The organism is Micrococcus lylae NBRC 15355, assembly GCF_001570885.1.
Taxonomy (GTDB): Bacteria; Actinomycetota; Actinomycetes; order Actinomycetales; family Micrococcaceae; genus Micrococcus; species Micrococcus lylae.
The window spans coordinates 25,461-43,782 of sequence record NZ_BCSN01000001.1; the positions used below are offsets into that span (position 1 = coordinate 25,461).

An 18,322-nucleotide genomic window follows, 5' to 3' on the forward strand; every position below is an offset into this window, starting at 1 on the left:
ACCGCCCCGGGATCACAGGATTCCCGGAGCCGACGGCCTCCTGACAGTGTCCCACCCGCATGGAACGCTGGCCACATGACCTCCACGGACGTCCCCACCGCCCACGTCTTCGAGCACCGCACGCTTCTGCGTCACCCGCGCGACGTCGTCTGGCGCTGGCTCACCCACCCCGGCGCCCTGACCCGCCTGACCCCGGACTACGCCGGCACAGTCCTGCAGGAGCCGGCCGCCGGCCTGCCCGTCGGCTCCGAGGCCGTCCTCGCCCTCTCCGCACCCGGCGGCCTCGGCCTGTTCGCCGGCGCGGCGCACGGCACGGTCTCCCAGGCGCTCTCCTCCGTCCTCCCCGGCAGGATCCCCGCCCCTCGGCTCACCTGGCGGGCCCGCCACACCGCCCTCGAACCCGGCGCCATGTTCCGCGACGAGATGGTCTCGGGCCCGCTGCGCTCCTGGGTCCACACCCATACGCTCGCGGACGCCGCACCCGGCGAGGCGGACACGGCCGACGGCAGCCCCGGCACCGTGGTCCACGACAGCATCGCGTACGCCCTCCCTGCCGGCGACGCGCTCTCCCGCGTCCCCGGCATCGGCGACCGCACCGGCCGTGCCGCCCGTCAGGCCTTCGAACGCATCCTGACCGCCCAGTTCTACTCCCGCGCCGCGACCATGGCCGAGGACCTGGACTTCCACGCCGCCCACCCCGGCCCTCTCCACGGCGCCCCCGCCAAGACGATCGTGGTCACCGGTGCCAGCGGCCTCATCGGCGCCCGGCTCTGCGCGTTGCTGACCTCCGGCGGGCACACCGTGGTCCGCCTCGTCCGCGACGCCGCCCAGGCCTCCGCCGAGGACGCCTCCTTCTGGGACCCGCTGCGGGGAGAGGTCGACAGCGCCGTCCTCGCCTCCGCGGACGCGGTGGTCAACCTCGCCGGGGCCACCATCGCCGGCCGCATGACCGACGCCCACAAGGAGGCCGTCCACCACTCGCGTGTGTCCGGGACCCGCACGCTGGCCGAGGCCCTCGTCGGTCTCACCTCCTCTGAGGCCGGCCGGAACAACGACGACGGCCGCCGGGCTCCCGCTCTCGTCAACGGCTCCGCGGTGGGCTGGTATGGCGCCGACGCCGGGGACAGGGGCCTTCCCGGGGGCCTCACCGAGGACCTCCCCTGCGGGGAGGACTTCTTGGCGGAGGTCTGCCGGGACTGGGAGGCCGAGGCCCGAGCCGTCGAGGAGGCGGGCATCCGCTGCGTCCGGGTCCGGACGGGCATCGCGCTCAGCCCGGCCGGCGGCATGCTGCGGCAGATCCTGCCGATCTTCCTGGCCGGCCTCGGCGGCACGCTGTCCACGAAGGGCTCCGGCCCGGACGGCACCCCGTGGATGAGCTGGATCTCCGCCGATGACGTTGCGGCCCTGTTCGCGCACGCGGCCCTCGAGGACTCCGTCTCCGGGGCGCTGAACGCCGCCGCCCCGGATCCGGTCACGGCGAAGGAGTTCGCGGCCACGCTGGGCTCGGTGCTGCATCGCCCGTCCGCGGTGCCGGTGCCCGGCGTCGGACCGCGTCTGCTGCTGGGCCGTGAGGGGGCGGAGCTGATCGTGGACGCGGACCAGAAAGCGTCGTCGGCCGCGGCGGAGGCCGCAGGCCACCGCTTTCGCCACCGCACGCTCGATCAGGCCCTGCGCAGCGTCCTCGGCCGCTGACCTCCGGCGTCAGGCCGGCCGCCGCTGCGCCAGCCGCCAGCGCGGCTGCCAGCACGGCTGCGCCGGCCGTCAGCGCACCGCGCACGGGACGGGACGTAGCCTCCGGCGTCAGTCCTGCAGCGCGCCGGTCTCCCGGATGAGCTGGGCGAGGGCGGTGAAGGCATCCCGCGCGAGGGCCTCCCAGAGCTTCATGGCCAGCTGCGGGGTGGCCTCCTCGAGGGCGTACATGACCTGAGCGGTCAGCACGCGGGTGGTCACGGGGCCGCGGGCGCGGACGGTGCCGGGCTGGCGGCCGGGCTGGCCGAGGGCCATCTCGCCGAAGATCATGCCGGGGGTGAGGAGCATGCGGCGCATGCGGCGGCCGCCGGTGGCCTGGCCGGTGAGCTCCACCTGGCCGGAGGTGATCACGTAGATGCCGCCGAAGGGCTGGCCTGCGCGGCGGATGATCTGGCCGTCCTCGTACCGGCGGGTGTCCATCATGGACTCGACGAGGCGGGCGTCGTCCTCGGAGAGGTGCTGCAGCAGCGGGGAGAAGGCGGCCTCCTCCTCGGTCTTGGGCAGCAGGTGCGGTTCGTGGCGGGCCAGCAGGCGCTGCTCGCACCACTGCATGGCCTGCGAGCGGGAGGTGAAGAACACGAACTGGGTGGAGTCCAACGGCACGTCCGGCAGGAACGCCTCGGACTCGCGCAGGGGCTCGCGCACCTCGACGCCCTCGGACGCACCGGCGGCGCGGACCTGCTCCAGCAGGGACTCGTCGCGGTCCGTGACCACGATGTCCAGGCCGTCGCGGAGCGCGTGCGCGATCCACTGGGCGATCAGGCGGCGGGCCGGCCCGGAGATGGAGGACACGGAGCGTACGTCCATGGCGAGGGTCTGCAGGTCGTCCGGCATGCTGCCGACCACGTGCACGAGCGCCTCGACCTGGCTGAAGCCGATGTGGCCGCCGAGCTCCATGAGGTGGACGGTGTCCGCATGGCGTTCGAAGGCCTGCATGACCTCGGCGGTGCGGGAGGTGCCGGAGGGGGCCTGGTCCACCCGGTAGTGGGTGCGCAGGGCGGAGCGCGGGGAACCGGCCACCAGGGACGGATGCATCTCGAAGGCCTCCACGAGCGAGCGCAGCGCCTGCAGGCCGTGCGCGGAGATGCCGTTCTCGTCCAGGCCGTGGGACTGGAGTGCGAGGCCGAGGTGGCCGGGGACGACCACCATGATCGTGCCGCCGCGGCGGGAGGCCCAGCCGGGCTGGCCCACGGTGAGGGACCACAGCGGGTCCCGGGTGACGAGGCCGCAGGAGGACATCAGGGAGAGCACGGCCTGCACGGTCTCGGCGGAGAAGACGCGGTCGCCGGTGTGCGGGTGGACGCCGCCGTGGGCGAAGACCGAGGCGATCACGGACAGCTCGCGCACGTCCACGGTCACGGCGCGCAGGCGGGAGATGTCTGTGAGGATGACGGTGGGGTCCGCGTCGATCGCCTCGATGGACTTCATGAACCAGGCTGCGGCGCGGGTGCGGCGGTTGGCCTTGTCCTCTGCGCGGGCGGCGGTGTCCGTCACGGAGACCTCGCGCTCGAGCAGGGTGGAGGCCAGCTGCATGAAGCGGGCGGTGCGGTCTCGTCCGCCGCGGCCCTTCACGAGGGTCGCCGCGGCCACCACTCCGGTGTCCGTGAGCCCGTTGTAGGCGCGGTGGGTCTCCGGCTCGACCTCGATGCGGTGCAGGGGGTCGCCGGCGGGCTCGGTGCCGATGTGCTCGAGCACGGCGTCGATGCCGTGGTCCTCCACCGCCATCGCGTAGATCAGTGGTGCGGCGAGCGCCCCGAGGGTCACGGTCTGCCCCGTGCCGGCCTCGTAGCCGTAGCCGTCCACGAGGGTCATGGCGATGCCCAGACCGCCCGGCGTGTCCTCGCCTGTCTCGGCCTGGGCCGGCTTCGCGTAGGAGGCGGCGAGCAGGTCGAGGTGGTACTGCACGGGCGTCATCATGCGGCCCAGCCTATCCACAGACCGAGGCCTGCGACACCCGGTCCTGGGCCACAATGGACGGTGATGACCTCCGCTTCTCCGCTCTCCCCGCTGGACCTGGACTCCTTCGTCTCCGGCCTCACGGTGGCGCAGGTGCTGCCGGAGCTCACCGACGCCCTGGCGGCCCACGGAGCGGCCGTGCTCCACGCCCCGCCGGGCACCGGCAAGACCACCGCGGTGCCCCCGCACGTCGCCCTGACGCTCGCCGACGCCTCGGGTGTGGCCGGGCGTTCCGACGAGGGCCCCTGGCCCTCGTCTGCCGCTGCGCCTGCCGCGTCGGCCGGCTCGTCCCCCGACGTCGCCGCCGACACCGCCGCTGCGGCCGCACCCCGTGTTCTGGTCACCCAGCCCCGCCGCGTGGCGGTGCGCGCAGCCTGGCGCCGCCTCCATGCCGCGGTCGAGGCTGCGTATCGGGCCGCCGGCGCCGCCGAGCCCGCGGCGCGGCAGGCCGCCGACGCCGCGGTCGGCTACACGGTCCGCGGCGACGCCGTGGGCCGCGGCCGCAGCCAGGTCGAGTTCCTCACCCCGGGCGTGCTGGTCCGGCGCCTGCTGAACGACCCGGAGCTGGCCGGCGTCGGGGCGGTCCTGCTGGACGAGGTCCACGAGCGTGACCTGGACACGGACCTGCTCTTCGCACTGCTGGCGGACCTGCGGCAGCTGCGCGAGGACCTGCAGGTCGTCGCGATGTCCGCCACCCTGGACGCCGAGGCCCTCGCGGCCCGATGGGCCGAAGGTATGGGCCAGGACGCCGTTCCGGTGGTCCGCACCGAGGACGTCCTCCACCCGTTGACTGAGCGGTGGGCGCCCTACGGCTCCTCCCGCCTGACCGCGCGCGGCGGCTGCGAGCGCGGCTTCCTGGACCACGTGGCCGAGCAGACCGTGGCCGCGCACGCCGCGGCCCTCGCCGAGGACCCGGGCATCGACGCCCTGGTGTTCCTTCCCGGCGTGGCGGAGGTGGAGGCGGTGGCCGAGCGTATGCGCGCCCGCGTCCCGGCCCACGACGTGCTCACCCTCCACGGCCGCCAGGAGCCGGCCGAGCAGGACGCCGCCGTCGCCGGCCGCGCACCCGGCGGCGCCCCGCGCATCGTGGTCGCCACGAATGTCGCCGAGTCCTCGCTCACCGTGCCCGGGGTGCGTCTGGTGGTCGACTCCGCCCTGGCCCGCGAGCCGCGCAGAGACGCCGGCCGCGCCATGACCGGTCTGGTCACCGTGCAGGTCTCCCGGGCCGCCGCCGGGCAGCGGGCCGGTCGTGCCGCCCGCCTCGGCCCGGGCACCGTGGTCCGCTGCTGCAGCCGCTCCGCGCTCGGCACCGCTCCCGCCGCGCCGACGCCCGCGCTCGACGTGGTCGACCTCGCCCCGCTCGCCCTCGCCCTGGCCGCCTGGGGCGCCCCGCGCGGCGAGGGGCTGGTGTTGCCCCAGGAGCCGCCGGCCGGTGCGCTCGCCGAGGCCGAGGCCCGTCTGCAGTCCCTCGGCGCCGTGGACGCGGACGGCCGCATCACCGCCCACGGCACCGCCCTGTCCATGCTCCCGGTCCCGCCGCACCTCGGGCACGCCCTCGGGTACGGCGCGCAGGCCGTGGGGGAGCAGACGGCCGCGGACGTCGTCGCCCTGCTCGCGGCCGACCTGCGCGCCCCCGGAGCCGACCTCACCGCCGCCCTCGCCCAGGTCCGCCGGGGCGGACCCGAGTCCCGGATGTGGCGCCGTGAAGCCGACCGCCTCGAGCGCCTGCTGCGTCGCGGTGCTCTCGTTCCTTCCCTTCCCCTTCCCGACGACGGCGCCGGCGCCTCCGCCTCGCCCGGCACCTCCGCCTCGCCCGATGCCTCCGCGGCGACCGCCGCGCGCGGATCCGCCGTTTCCTCCGCAGGCCCCCGTCGTCTCGGCCGGGACGAGGAGGTCGGCTACGTGGTGGCCCTCGCGGCTCCGGACCGCATCGCCCGTCGGGTGGGGGAGTCCGACGCCTACCTGCTCGCCTCCGGCACCCGAGCGTCCCTGCCTGCGGACTCGCCGCTGCGGGGCAGCCACTGGCTGGCCGTCGCCGAGGTCCAGCGCACCGGCTCCGACGCCGAGGGCACCGGCGCCGTGGTCCGCGCCGCCGCCCCGCTGGGGGAGGAGGCCGCGATCGCCGCGGGAGCCGGACTGCTCCGCCAGGAGCACACCGCCGTCTGGTCCGGCGGACGGCTCAGGGGCAGCCGCCGTCGCCTCCTCGGCGGCATCGAGCTGGCCGCCCACAGCGAGGCCCCCACCGTCGAGGCCGCCGCGGACGCCGTCCGCGCCGCGTGGGCCGAGGAAGGGCTGAAAGGTTGGGGCGGCGAGGCCGCGGACACGCTGCGCCGCCGCGTCCACCTGCTCCACCGCGTCCTGAAGGACCCCTGGCCGGACATGTCCGCCGCCGCCCTCGCCCAGGACGAGGACCTCGTCGCGGCCGTCGCCGCGCAGGTGGTGGCCGGCACCCCGCGGTCCCGGGTCGACCTCGCCGGACTGCTGCAGGGCCTGCTGCCCTGGCCCGCCGCCTCCGAGCTGGACACGCTCGCCCCCGCACTGCTGCCCATCCCCTCCGGGCGCACCGCCGCCGTGGAGTACCCGGAGGTCGGCGACGACGGCCAGCCCGTGCTCGCCGCCAAGCTCCAGGAGTTCTTCGGGGCCTCCGGCACGCCGACGGTCGCGGACGGACGCCAGCCGGTGCTGCTGCACCTGCTCTCGCCCGCCGGACGCCCGCTGGCCGTGACGGCGGACCTGCCCTCCTTCTGGGCCGGCGCCTACGCCCAGGTCCGTGCCGACATGCGCGGCAGGTATCCGAAGCACCCCTGGCCCGAGGACCCCACGACGGCCGAGGCCACGGGACGGACCCGGCGTCGGTGAGCCGGGCCCCGGCGGTCCGTCCGCGGACGGTGCGGCCGGGCAGGAAGTCGGGGTGCCGTCGTCGTGAAACAGGGCCCCGTAGGGGCACGGTGCGTGCTGACGGACGGCGAAGGGTCTAGGGTGTAGCGCAGATCACCCGGAAGACGGACGACAAGGAATCCCCGCCATGACGACTCCCCCCACCCGGTGCGGCCGGGGCCGGATGCTCGCGGCGACCGGCCTGGCCGCCGCCGCCCTGGTCTTGAGCGGATGCGCCGCCGACGACGGCGGAGGCACTCCGGTGCTGACCTGGTACACGAATCCGGACGACGGCGGCCAGGCAACCATCGCCCAGCAGTGCACCGAGGCATCCGACGGGAGGTACCGCATCGAGACCTCCATGCTCCCCACCGAGGCCTCCGCGCAGCGGGAGCAGCTCACCCGTCGCCTCGCCGCCGGCGACTCGTCCATGGACATCATGTCCCTGGACCCGCCGTTCGTGCCCGAGCTCGCCGAGCCCGGCTTCCTGGCGCCGGTGCCCCAGGAGCTGCAGAAGACCGCGCAGGAGAACACCCTCGACGGCGCGCTCGCCGGCGCGACGTGGAAGGACGAGCTCGTGACCGTCCCGTTCTGGGCCAACACGCAGCTGCTCTGGTACCGCAAGTCGGTGGCCGAGGCCGCCGGACTGGACATGGACAAGCCGGTCACCTGGGACCAGCTGATCGAGGCCGCCGAGGCCGAGGACAAGTACCTCGGCGTCCAGGGGGCCCGCGCGGAGTCCATGACCGTGTGGCTCAACGCGCTCGTCGCCGGCGGCGGGGACGAGATCATCGTGGACCCTGAGGCCTCGGCGGACGAGATGACCACCAACCTCGCCGGTGAGGCCGGCACGAAGGCCGCCGAGATCGTCTCGACCATCGGCAAGAAGGGCCTCGGCGGCCCCGGCCTGCCGACCCAGCGTGAGAACGAGGCGATGCTGCAGTTCCAGGGGGACAAGGGCTCGTTCATGGTGAACTGGCCGTTCATCTGGGCGGCCACCAACGCCTCGGTCGAGGCGGGAGACCTGCCCGAGGACCTCCCGGAGGACATCGGCTGGACCACCTACCCGCAGACCGTCGAGGGGCACGAGGCCGCACCGCCGCTGGGCGGCATCAACCTGGGGGTCGGCGCGAAGTCCGAGCATCAGGACCTGGCCTGGGATGCCGTCTCCTGCATCACCTCCGCCGAACACCAGGCGGACTACTTCGTCACCAACGGCAACCCGCCGGCAGACCCGAAGGCCTACGAGGACGAGCGCATCAAGGACGCCTACCCCATGGCGGACGCGATCCGCGACTCCCTGGACATCGCGAAGCCGCGACCGCAGACGCCGTACTACAACGAGGTCTCCACGGCCATCCAGCAGCGCTACGCGCCGGTCTCCGGCGTCAACCCCGCCACCACGCCGGAGGAGACGAACACCTTCATCGAGCAGATCCTCCGAGGGGAGCGCCTCCTGTGAGCACCGTGTCCGCCCCCGAGCGCGCATCCGGGCGCCGCCGCGTCCGCTCCGCCCGTGCGAAGTCCGAGGCCCGCCTCGGCATGATGCTGGCCGCCCCGGCGTTCCTCATCATGCTGTTCGTGGTGCTGTACCCCATCGTCCAGGCCGTCTGGGACTCCCTGTTCAGCTTCCGCCTGACCGCGCCGGCGGACAAGGAGTTCGTGGGCCTGAAGAACTACGGCACCATCCTCACCGACCCCGTGTTCTGGTCCGACCTGGGCGTCACACTGCTCATCACGGTGGTCACCGTGGCGGTCGAGCTCGTGCTCGGCTTCCTCCTGGCCCTGGTGATGCACCATGCGATCAAGTCCACCAAGGGGCTGGTCCGCACCATGATCCTGGTGCCCTACGGCATCATCACGGTGGTGTCCGCCTTCGCGTGGTTCTACATGTTCTCGATCGACTCGGGGTACATGAACTCGTGGCTGTCCTGGCTGCCCGGCGTGGACGCGAACCTCAACTGGTTCGCCCAGGGCTCCACGGCGCTGTTCGTGATCATGCTCTCGGAGATCTGGAAGACCACCCCGTTCATCTCCCTGCTGCTGCTCTCCGGCCTGGCCCAGGTCCCCGGCGACCTCACCGAGGCGGCCGCCGTGGACGGCGCCACCCGCTGGCAGCGCCTCACCCGCGTGATCCTGCCCAACATGAAGGCGGCCATCATGGTGGCGGTCCTGTTCCGCGCGATGGACGCCTTCCGCATTTTCGACGCCATCTTCATCATGACCAACGGCGCCTACGGCACTGAGGCACTGTCCCTGCTGGCGTACCGGACCTCCATCGGGCGCCTGGAGATCGGCCTCGGCTCGGCGGTCTCCGTCATCCTGTTCCTGTGCGTGGCGCTGATGGCCTTCATCGCGGTGAAGGGCTTCAAGGTGGACCTCGCCGACCGAGGAGGCAACCAGTGAGCACTGTGGCAACCCCTGACAAGTCCGGCAACGCACCGGACACGTCCGCGCACGGGCGCACGGAGGCAGGGCGCAGCGCAGCGCCTCCGGCCAGGAAGAAGTCCGGGACGGGTCGGATCACCCTCGGCTGGTGGGTACTCACCGTGCTGATCGGCATCTGGTGCCTGTTCCCGGTGTTCTCCATCCTGGCCACCAGCTTCAAGACGCCCTCGGACCTGTCCAACGGCCGGCTGCTGCCGACCTCCTGGTCCACCGTGAACTACGAGGAGATCTTCGTGGGCGGCTCCCGCGAGCTGTTCCTCACGGCACTGCGGAACTCGGTGGGCATCTCGGTGATCGCCACCGTGGTCGCCGTCGTCCTGGCCACCCTGTGCGCCTATGCGATCGCGCGCCTGGACTTCCCCGGCAAGCGGCTGGTGCTGACGGTCTCCCTGATGGTCTCCATGTTCCCGGTGATCTCGCTGGTGACCCCGCTGTTCAACGTGTGGCGGACCATCGGCCTGTACGACACCTGGCTCGGCCTGATCATCCCCTACCTCTCGCTCACCCTGCCGATCTCCATCTGGACGCTGGCCGCGTTCTTCAAGCAGATCCCGTGGGAGCTGGACCAGGCCGCCCAGGTGGACGGCGCCACCCCGCTGCAGGCGTTCAGGAAGGTGATCGTCCCGCTGGCCGCACCCGGCGTGTTCACCACCGCGATCATCGCGTTCTTCATCGCCTGGAACGACTTCGTCTACGGCATCTCGCTGACCTCCACGGAGACGGCACGTCCGGTGCCGGCGGCACTGGCGTTCTTCACCGGCGCCTCGCAGTTCGAGTCGCCGACCGGCGCGATCTCCGCCGCCGCGATCATCGTGACCATCCCGATCGTGCTCCTGGTGCTCTTCTTCCAGAAGCAGATCGTGGCCGGCCTGACCAACGGCGCCGTCAAGGGCTGAGGCCCGGACCAACGCTTCGAAAGGACCCTGAACCGATGGCCTCCATCACCCTGAACAACATCCACAAGACCTACGACGACGGCTTCCATGCGGTGAAGGGCGTCGACCTGGAGATCGCCGACGGCGAGTTCGTGATCCTCGTGGGCCCCTCCGGCTGCGGCAAGTCCACCCTGCTGCGCATGGTCGTGGGCCTGGAGGACATCACCGACGGTGATCTGCTGATCGGTGAGCGCCGCGTCAACGAGGTGGCGCCGAAGGACCGCAACCTCGCCATGGTGTTCCAGAACTACGCGCTGTACCCGCACCTGACGGTGTTCGAGAACATCGCGTTCCCCCTGCGCCTGAACAAGGACGCCAAGCTCTCCGAGGACCAGATCAAGGCCAAGGTGGCCGAGGCGTCCCGCATGCTGGAGCTGGACGACCACCTGGACCGCAAGCCCGGCAACCTCTCCGGCGGCCAGCGCCAGCGCGTGGCCATGGGCCGTGCGATCGTCCGTGAGGCCGACGCGTTCCTGTTCGACGAGCCGCTGTCCAACCTGGACGCCAAGCTGCGCGGCCAGATGCGCGCCGAGATCGCCCAGATGCAGCGCCGCCTCGGCATCACCTCCATCTACGTGACCCACGACCAGACCGAGGCGATGACGCTCGGCGACCGCGTGGCCGTCCTGAAGAAGGGCGAGCTGCAGCAGGTGGCCTCCCCGCGTGAGCTCTACGAGCAGCCGATCAACCTGTTCGTGGCCGGCTTCATCGGCTCCCCGTCGATGAACTTCCTGCCCGCCAGCCTCAAGTCCGAGGGCGGCCGCCACGTCCTGTCCTCGCCGATCGGGGACATCCCGGTGCCGGAGGCCAAGGCCAAGGCCGCCGAGGGGCGCGACCTGGTGTTCGTGGGCCTGCGCCCCGAGTTCTTCGAGGACGCCTCCCTCGTGGACGAGGACAAGAAGTCCAAGGGCTCGATCTTCCAGGTGGAGCTGACCCACCTGGAGTGGCTGGGCCACGAGCAGTACGGCCACATCGAGTTCGACCCGGACCCGGAGGTCAAGACCATGCTCTCCGACCTGGCGAAGGAGATGGACGCGGACGAGCTGCGCCCGGTGGTGGTGACCACCCTGTCCGCCGAGTCCCGCGTCCGCCCGGGCACCCCGGTGGACCTGTGGGTGGACACCTCCCGCATCCACCTCTTCGACCCGAAGACCGGTGAGAACCTGACCCGCGACCCCGAGGCCGGCGCCGAGCTGACCCGCATGGCCGGCGAGGAGCGCCAGCGTCAGATCGACCTGGCCCAGGAGAACGACCGGAAGAAGGAGCAGGAGGGCGCGGGGCACCGGACCGAGGACGCCATCGGGGACAACCTCGACCACGGCACCGAGGGCGAAGGCCGCACCGGCTCCCACGCCCAGGGCTGACGCTCCCGGGGCGTCCTGGGCTGACGCTCCCGGGGCGCCCTGGCCCTGGCCCACAGCAAAAGTGAGGGGAAGACACGGTCTCGTTCGCCGATCTCGACGCCGTGTCTTGCCCTCACTTTCGCCTTGGCCGCCTTGGTGGCGTTGGTCGCCGTGTTCGGCTCAGTACCCGCCCTCGACGTCCACGAGCCCCTCGAGCTCCCTGCCCTCCGCGCGGGCGGCGAGGTTCCGCCGGATCCGCGCATCGAGCAGCGGGATGCACATCTCCGGGGTGTCGGCGGTGTGCGGGGTGATCAGACAGCGCGGCTCGGCCCACAGCGGATGCCCGTCCGGCAGCGGCTCGGGGTCGGTCACGTCCGTGCCGTAGGAGCGGATCTTCCCGGCGGCCAGGGCGGCGGTCACGGCGTCGGTGTCCACGAGCACGCCGCGGCCGACGTTGACCAGCACCGCGTCGTCGTCCATGAGCTCCAGCTGCCGTGCGCCCACGATCCCGCGGGTCTGGTCGGTCGCGGCGGCGGCCAGCATGACCACGTCGGCTCCGGGCAGCACCTCGTCGAACCGGTCGGTCGTCACGGTGACGTCCGCGCCGGGCACGTCGTCCGCCCTGCGCCGCACCGCGGTGACGTGCACGTCCCAGGCCTTGAGCAGTCGGATGTACTCCTGTGCGATGCCCCCGCCGCCGAGCACCACCGCGCGGGCCCCGTCGAGGCTCTTCCCCCGGCACTGACCCCAGGACGTCGCCGTGACGCGCTCGGGCAGATGCCGCAGCAGCGCGAGGGTCAGCATCAGGGCGTGCTCGGCCACCGGCGGGGCATAGGTGCCCTTCGCCGACGTCCAGGTGATCTCCGGGCGGCTGCGCACGAGCGGCACATAGGCCTCGATCCCGGCGAAGGGGAACTGCACCCAGTCGATCTGCGGGTTCGCCTTGAGTGCGGCGCGCACGTCCTCCACCGGGATCGGGGTCAGCAGCACCAGCGCGGTCGCGTCGCCGTCGCCGTGGGGTGACCCGTCCGTCCCGACGACGGCCCCTCCCGTCTGCGTGACGGCCTCCGTCGGCCCGCGGCGGGCCTCGGCGTAGCGGGTGCCGGCCAGCTGCTCGGCCGTCGGCAGGATCAGCAGGCGTTCGGCGCGCACCCTCAGCCCTCCTGGGCGGCCTTGTGGGCCGCGGACAGCTCGAGGTAGATGCTTGCGTTGCGCTTCAGGGACTCGCGTTCCTCGTCCGAGAGCGGGCGGCGCACCTTGGCCGGGACACCGGCCACCAGGGAGCCGGCGGGGACCTCGGTGCCCTCCAGCACGAGGGCGCCGGCGGCCACGAGGGAGCCGGCGCCGATCGTGGCGCCGTTCATGACGGTGGCGGACATGCCGATCAGGCAGTCGTCCCCGACCTTCGCGCCGTGCACCACGGCCGAGTGGCCCACGGAGACGCCGGAGCCCAGCTCGCAGGGGAAGCCCTCATCCGCGTGCAGCACCACGTTGTCCTGCAGGTTGGTGCCCTCGCCCACGCGGATGGGCGCGGAGTCGCCGCGTGCGGAGACGCCGTAGAAGGCGGAGGAGCGCTCGGCCATCTCGACGTCGCCGGTGATCGCGGCGGTCGGGGCGAGGAAGACGGACTCGTGGATGCGGGGCGTAGCGCCCTTCACGGTGATGATGTGTGCCATGTCACCAGGCTACGGGGAGCGGACAGGCGGCGGCGAGCGCCGCCGTCGTCCGGGGCCTGACGACGACGGCCGGGTCCCTCCGTCTTCCCGGCGAGGGTCGTCGTCGGGAAGGGGACACGGGTGCGGATCAGCCGAAGACGACCGTGCGACGCCCGTCCAGCAGGACGCGGTGCTGGGCGTGCCAGCGGACGGCCTGGACGAGGGTGTTGCCCTCCACGTGCCGGCCGCGGGCCACGAAGTCCGCGGCGGTCTGCGCGTGGGTGACCGGCTGGACGGACTGGGCGATGATCGGGCCCTCGTCCAGGTCCGCGGTGACGTAGTGGGCGGTGGCGCCGATGAGCTTCACGCCGCGTTCATGGGCCTGGTGGTAGGGGCGCGCGCCCTTGAAGGACGGCAGGAACGAGTGGTGGATGTTGATGGCACGGCCCTCGAGCTCCGCGCAGAGCTCGTCCGAGAGGATCTGCATGTAGCGGGCGAGGACCACCAGGTCGATGTCGAACTCCTCGATGAGCTCGCGCAGGCGGGCCTCGGCTGCGGCCTTCGTCTGGGTGCCGGTGGCGGAGACCGGGACGTGGATGAACGGGACGCCGTAGAAGGAGGCCAGCGGCTGCAGGTCCAGGTGGTTGGAGACCACCACCGGAATTTCGATCGGAAGGGTGCCCGCGCGCTGCTGGAACAGCAGGTCGTTCAGGGTGTGGCCGTCCTTGGAGCACATCACCAGCGTGCGGGTGCGGACCGCGGCGTCCCAGAGCTGCAGGTGCATGCCGAACCGCTCGCCGACCGGGGCGAGGGCGGCGTCCACGGCGTCGCGTGCGGCCGGGGTGTGGAATTCCACACGCATGAAGAAGGTGCCGGTGTCCGGGGAGTCGTACTGCTGGGACTCGGTGATGTCCGCGTCCACCTCGAGCAGGGCGCCGGAGACCGCGTGCACGATGCCCCGGGTGTTGGTGCAGGACAGCGTCAGGACGAACTCGCGCTCGCCGGCAGCGGGGGAGGCGGCTGCACCGGTGGGGGCGGGGGAGGGCAGGCGGACGGCGTCGGAGGCAGACATGCCTGCCATCAAACCACGGGGACGGTCGCGTCGAACCGGGGGGTCGGCCGATGACCACACAGCGGAAGGTGTGACATTCTCGGGTCTGAACTGTCTCCGCGACCGCGGAATCAGCAGTGACATCGACCGGAAGTAGACAGAGGAGACATCATGGACAACCCCATCGTCTATGTGGTGATCGCCGCCATCATCGTGGTGCTGCTGATCCTCATCATCCTGAGCGTCGTCGCCGGCAAGCGCCGGGCGAACGCCGAGCTCGAACAGGAGCAGCGCGAGAAGAAGGCCGGCATCAAGGACGGCGTGGTCCCGGGCGACGAAGACAAGGTCGCCGGGGCCGACCGCGTGACGCCCCGGAAGAAGGCGACCAAGGACGTCACGGCGGCGAAGGGTGCCGACGGTGCCAAGGGGGCCGATGAGGCCGCCGCGGGCACGGCTGCCGCGGACTCGGGCGCCGTGAAGGCCGGCGGCAAGGACGGCCAGGACCCGGACGTGTTGAAGGACGCCGATGTGCAGGCCGGCGGCAAGGATGTGCAGGTGGACGAGGCCGATGCCGACGCCGCCGCGAAGGTCGGCAAGGGAGGCCCGTGGGACACCCCGACCGCACCGGATGCCAAGGACCCGAGCAAGCGCAAGCCGATCAAGTTCACCGAGGGTGAGAAGGTCTCCGAGGCGGAGGCCGCTCGTGACGGCAAGGCCCCGAACGCCCCGAAGGAGAGCGGCACGGGCAGCACGACCGCTGCCGCTGTCTCCGGCGGTGCCGTGGCCGGTGGTGCTGCCGCCGCGTCCCAGGACGAGAAGGACGCCGACGAGGGCGGCGCCGTGAAGGCCGACGAGAAAAGCGCCGACGAGGCCGGCACCGTGAAGGCCGACGAGAAGACCGCCGCCCCGGCTGCTGAGCAGAAGGTCGCCCACAAGGACGCCGATCGTGAGGGCGCCGAGCGTGAGGTCGCGGACAAGGGCGCCGTGGGTGCCGGTGCCGAGAAGTCCGGCGTTTCCCAGGACGCCGATGTGCAGGCCGGTGGCCGTGGCGTGACGGTGGACGAGGCCGCAGACGGTCAGCAGGCCGCCGACGTCCCCGAGGACAAGGCCGCTGAGACGGGCTCCGAGGACAAGGCCGCTGAGACGGCCTCCGAGCCGGCGCCGGTGACCGACTCCCAGCGTCAGGTCCAGCAGGCCACCGCAGCCACTGCGGCGGGTGTCGTCGGCGGGACCGCAGCCGCCGCGACCGCCGGTGTGGCCGGCGGTCAGGGCGTGCAGGTCGACGAAGCCGAGGCCGAGACGGGCCAGGGCACCGCCCCGACCGGCAAGGCTGATCAGGCCGACCAGGCCGACGGCGAGCCGGCCCTGGCGATGTCCTCCAAGGACGAGGACCGCATGGCCGCCACTGTCGACTCCGACAAGACCGCCGCGGTCGACGCCGACAAGGCTGCCACTGTCGACGCCGACAAGAAGGAGACCGTCCAGGCCGCCGAGGCCGAAAAGTCGCAGGGCTCCGGCGCAGGCACCGCCGCCGTGGTGGGCGGCACCGCCGTCGCCGGCGGCGCTGTGGCTGCCGGTGCGGCCGCCCACGCCGCCCGGACCGAGAAGGCCGAGGCTCCGAAGGAAGGCACCTACGGCGCTCAGACCCTGACGAGCGGCACTGACGTCCCGGGCACCGAGAAGGACCACGGCGACCTGCTGGACGAGCCCACCGCCGGCCGCACCGCCGACGGCACGAAGATCGAGACCGTGACCGACGAGCAGCTCAAGGCCCGGGCCGAGGGTGACGACGTCGACGGTGCGGACACGGCCGACGCCGCACGGACCGATGCCGGCCGAGCGGACGCCGCGCAGACCGATGCCGGCCGAGCGGACGCCGCGCAGACCGTTTCCGGCCCTGCCGACGCCCCGCAGACCGACACCGCCGACTCCGGACGCGAGACGGCCGCCCAGATGGACGGCTACTCCGTGACCGGCGTGCCCGGCTACGCGGGACCGGTCTCCGAGCGCGCCCGGCGCGAGATCGCCGAGGACGAGGCCAAGGCATCCGCCGCCGGCGCCTCGGACGCCGGTGCAGGCACAGCCGACACCGACAAGGTCGGCGCCGACCAGGCTGATGCGGACAAGGCCGCCACCGGCAATGCCGCCACCGGCAATGCCGCCACCGGCAATGCCGCCACCGGCAATGCCGGCACCGACCGTCATGAGGTCCAGTCCGAGGAGGCCCTCGGCGAGCACCACACCCCGGCCGCCCAGGGCCCGGTGTCCGTGGGTGCCTCCGGCACCGCGGCCGGCACCTCCGCCGAGGCCACGGCCTCGAAGCGTCAGGAGGACGGCTCCCTGAAGGAGACCATCGTGGAGACCGCCAAGGGTGCCGCTTCCGTGGCCGCGAAGGGGGCCGCCAAGGGCGCCGAGGCCGGCGCCAAGGGTGCTGTGAAGGGCGCCGCCTTCCTCCGCGACAAGCTGGCCCAGGCCCAGGAGCGCCGCTGGAAGAAGTGATCCGCTGACAGGCGCCGCGGACGCACGCGGCTCCGGACAGACGACGGCCCCCTCACTTGCGAAAAGTGAGGGGGCCGTCGTCTGCCCATGGACGTCCTGCCGGATCAGACGCCCGGGATCTCATCTCCGGCGGCGGCCTTCACGGCCTCCTCGATCTTGGCGCCGGTCTCGGCGTCCACGTTCTTCCAGTACTCGAGGGCCTTGGAGAGCACCGGCTCCTTCACGCCGTCGAGGGCGCCGGCCACGGTCTGCACGAACTCGGCGCGCTCGGCGTCGGAGAACACCTCGCGGACCAGGATGCCGGCCTGGCCGAAGTCGTCGTCGTCCTTGCGGAGCGTCTGGGACTCGCGGGTCATCTCGCCGTCGGCCTCCCAGCCGTTGTCGACGCGGCCCTCCTCGTCGGACCACGAGTGGTCGAAGGAGTTGGGGACGTACTGCGGGGCGTTGCCCTGGTGGTGGTACGTCATCTGGCCGTCGAACGTGTAGGAGTTGACCGGGCACTTGGGCTGGTTGACCGGCAGCTGCGCGAAGTTCGTGCCGATGCGGTAGCGCGCCGCGTCGTGGTACGCGAAGGAGCGGGCCAGCAGCATGCGGTCCGGGGACAGGCCGATGCCCGGCACGGTGTTGCCCGGGGAGAACGCGGCCTGCTCGATCTGCGCGAAGTGGTTCTCCGGGTTCCGGTTCAGGGTCATGGTGCCGACCTTGATGCGCGGGTAGTCCTTCTGGGACCACACCTTGGTCAGGTCGAACGGGTTGTACCGGTAGGTCTTCGCCTCCTCGTACGGCATCACCTGCACGTACAGGTCCCACTTCGGGAAGTTCCCCGCGGCGATGGACTCGAACAGGTCCTGGCGGTGGTAGTCGGCGTTCTCGCCGGCCATCTTCACGGCCTCGTCATTGGTGAAGTTGTGCACGCCCTGCTGGGAGATGAAGTGGTACTTCACCCAGAAGCGCTCGCCCTCGGCGTTGACCCACATGTAGGTGTGGGAGCCGTAGCCGTTCATCTCCGCCCAGGTGCGAGGCAGGCCGCGCGGGCCCATCAGATAGGTGACCTGGTGGGCGGTCTCCGGGTTGTTCGCCCAGAAGTCCCACTGCATGGTGCCGTCACGCAGGCCGGAGTCCGGCAGGCGCTTCTGCGAGCGGATGAAGTGGGTGAACTTCATGGGGTCGCGCATGAAGAACACCGGGGTGTTGTTGCCGACCAGGTCGTAGTTGCCCTCCTCCGAGTAGAAGCGGAGGGAGAAGCCGCGCACGTCGCGCCAGGTGTCCGGGGAGCCCAGCTCACCGGCCACGGTGGAGAAGCGGGCGAGCATCTCGGTCTTGGTCCCCGGCTGGAACACGAGGGCCTTGGTGTACTGCGAGACGTCCTCGGTGACCTCGAACTCGCCGAACGCGCCGGAGCCCTTCGCGTGGGGACGGCGCTCCGGGATGTTCATCCGGTTGAAGTGCTGGTGTGTCTCCACGAGGTGGGAGTCGTGCAGGACGACCGGGCCGTCCGGGCCCACCGTCAGCGACTGGCGGTCCGACACGGCCGGGGCGCCCGACTGCGTCGTCGATCCGGTGGCGTGGGGAGTCTTCTTCTCGATCATGCTCACTCCTTGCGGTTCCGTCCGGGCCGGGCCCGGGTTTCCGCCCTCTTCCGGAGGGCTCACTCCACTGTGTCACCTGGCGTCCGAAGCTGTAAGGGGCGGTGTGCTCCGGCGGTGACGCCCACAGCGAAAGTGGTGCGGGCCGTCGTCGCCGAAGCGGCCATGGACGCACACCGCTGCGAGCGGCGCCACACCCCTGGCTAGGATGGTCCACGGAGCA

General features: G+C 72.2%; 12 protein-coding genes. 7 read left to right on the forward strand and 5 right to left on the reverse strand.

Annotated features, from left to right (window positions below):
* Nucleotides 1-75: 75 nt before the first annotated feature.
* Nucleotides 76-1,692, forward strand: a complete 1,617-nt coding sequence (locus MLY01S_RS00110; protein WP_067187979.1) for a TIGR01777 family oxidoreductase — start codon at nucleotides 76-78, stop codon at nucleotides 1,690-1,692.
* A 108-nt stretch (nucleotides 1,693-1,800) separates the two neighbouring features.
* Here MLY01S_RS00110 and MLY01S_RS00115 read toward each other — a convergent pair whose 3' ends face one another.
* Nucleotides 1,801-3,666 carry a glutaminase gene (locus MLY01S_RS00115; protein WP_067187982.1) on the reverse strand — a complete coding sequence of 622 codons (1,866 nt, stop codon included), beginning with the start codon at nucleotides 3,664-3,666 and terminating at the stop codon, nucleotides 1,801-1,803.
* Nucleotides 3,667-3,729: 63 nt separating this feature from the next.
* On the opposite strand from MLY01S_RS00115, the gene MLY01S_RS00120 reads away from it, so the two are divergent.
* The 5 genes from MLY01S_RS00120 (at nucleotide 3,730) to MLY01S_RS00140 (ending at nucleotide 11,329) form a co-directional block, all read left to right on the forward strand.
* Nucleotides 3,730-6,564 (forward strand): ATP-dependent helicase C-terminal domain-containing protein, encoded by a 2,835-nt coding sequence (locus tag MLY01S_RS00120; RefSeq protein WP_067187986.1) that lies wholly within the window; start codon nucleotides 3,730-3,732, stop codon nucleotides 6,562-6,564.
* 166 nt (nucleotides 6,565-6,730) lie between these two features.
* The gene (locus MLY01S_RS00125) at nucleotides 6,731-8,044 is read left to right on the forward strand and encodes an extracellular solute-binding protein (RefSeq protein ID WP_067187989.1); all 1,314 of its coding nucleotides are present in this window, start codon (nucleotides 6,731-6,733) and stop codon (nucleotides 8,042-8,044) included.
* Nucleotides 8,041-8,988, forward strand: a complete 948-nt coding sequence (locus tag MLY01S_RS00130; RefSeq protein ID WP_067187992.1) for a carbohydrate ABC transporter permease — start codon at nucleotides 8,041-8,043, stop codon at nucleotides 8,986-8,988. The genes MLY01S_RS00125 and MLY01S_RS00130 overlap by 4 nt, the downstream gene beginning before the upstream one ends.
* Before the next feature lie 116 nt (nucleotides 8,989-9,104).
* The gene (locus MLY01S_RS00135) at nucleotides 9,105-9,926 is read left to right on the forward strand and encodes a carbohydrate ABC transporter permease (RefSeq protein WP_067188286.1); all 822 of its coding nucleotides are present in this window, start codon (nucleotides 9,105-9,107) and stop codon (nucleotides 9,924-9,926) included.
* A 35-nt stretch (nucleotides 9,927-9,961) separates the two neighbouring features.
* A complete protein-coding gene (locus tag MLY01S_RS00140) occupies nucleotides 9,962-11,329 on the forward strand; it encodes an ABC transporter ATP-binding protein (protein WP_067187993.1) in 1,368 nt (455 codons plus the stop codon).
* A gap of 159 nt (nucleotides 11,330-11,488) precedes the next feature.
* On the opposite strand, the gene MLY01S_RS00145 is transcribed toward MLY01S_RS00140, so the two are convergent.
* The 3 genes from MLY01S_RS00145 to purU form a co-directional block, all read right to left on the reverse strand.
* A complete protein-coding gene (locus MLY01S_RS00145; RefSeq protein WP_245232048.1) occupies nucleotides 11,489-12,460 on the reverse strand; it encodes a D-isomer specific 2-hydroxyacid dehydrogenase family protein in 972 nt (323 codons plus the stop codon).
* A 2-nt stretch (nucleotides 12,461-12,462) separates the two neighbouring features.
* On the reverse strand, nucleotides 12,463-12,984 hold the full coding sequence (locus MLY01S_RS00150; RefSeq protein WP_067188001.1) for a gamma carbonic anhydrase family protein: 522 nt from the start codon (nucleotides 12,982-12,984) through the stop codon (nucleotides 12,463-12,465).
* 127 nt (nucleotides 12,985-13,111) lie between these two features.
* Entirely contained in the window at nucleotides 13,112-14,035 is a 924-nt protein-coding gene (gene purU, locus MLY01S_RS00155; RefSeq protein ID WP_067188004.1) for a formyltetrahydrofolate deformylase, read from the reverse strand.
* A 150-nt stretch (nucleotides 14,036-14,185) separates the two neighbouring features.
* Between purU and MLY01S_RS00160 the strand changes: the two genes are divergently transcribed.
* Entirely contained in the window at nucleotides 14,186-16,513 is a 2,328-nt protein-coding gene (locus tag MLY01S_RS00160) for a hypothetical protein (RefSeq protein ID WP_067188006.1), read from the forward strand.
* Between the two features lie 104 nt (nucleotides 16,514-16,617).
* On the opposite strand, the gene MLY01S_RS00165 is transcribed toward MLY01S_RS00160, so the two are convergent.
* Nucleotides 16,618-18,102, reverse strand: a complete 1,485-nt coding sequence (locus tag MLY01S_RS00165; RefSeq protein ID WP_067188009.1) for a catalase — start codon at nucleotides 18,100-18,102, stop codon at nucleotides 16,618-16,620.
* Nucleotides 18,103-18,322: the final 220 nt, after the last annotated feature.

Coding starts and splice junctions, on each gene's coding strand:
- MLY01S_RS00110 (WP_067187979.1), top strand. CDS start 76: ATGACCTCCACGGACGTCCCCACCGCCCACGTCTTCGAGCACCGCACG.
- MLY01S_RS00115 (WP_067187982.1), bottom strand. CDS start 3,666: ATGATGACGCCCGTGCAGTACCACCTCGACCTGCTCGCCGCCTCCTAC.
- MLY01S_RS00120 (WP_067187986.1), top strand. CDS start 3,730: ATGACCTCCGCTTCTCCGCTCTCCCCGCTGGACCTGGACTCCTTCGTC.
- MLY01S_RS00125 (WP_067187989.1), top strand. CDS start 6,731: ATGACGACTCCCCCCACCCGGTGCGGCCGGGGCCGGATGCTCGCGGCG.
- MLY01S_RS00140 (WP_067187993.1), top strand. CDS start 9,962: ATGGCCTCCATCACCCTGAACAACATCCACAAGACCTACGACGACGGC.
- MLY01S_RS00150 (WP_067188001.1), bottom strand. CDS start 12,984: ATGGCACACATCATCACCGTGAAGGGCGCTACGCCCCGCATCCACGAG.
- purU (WP_067188004.1), bottom strand. CDS start 14,035: ATGTCTGCCTCCGACGCCGTCCGCCTGCCCTCCCCCGCCCCCACCGGT.
- MLY01S_RS00160 (WP_067188006.1), top strand. CDS start 14,186: ATGGACAACCCCATCGTCTATGTGGTGATCGCCGCCATCATCGTGGTG.
- MLY01S_RS00165 (WP_067188009.1), bottom strand. CDS start 18,102: ATGATCGAGAAGAAGACTCCCCACGCCACCGGATCGACGACGCAGTCG.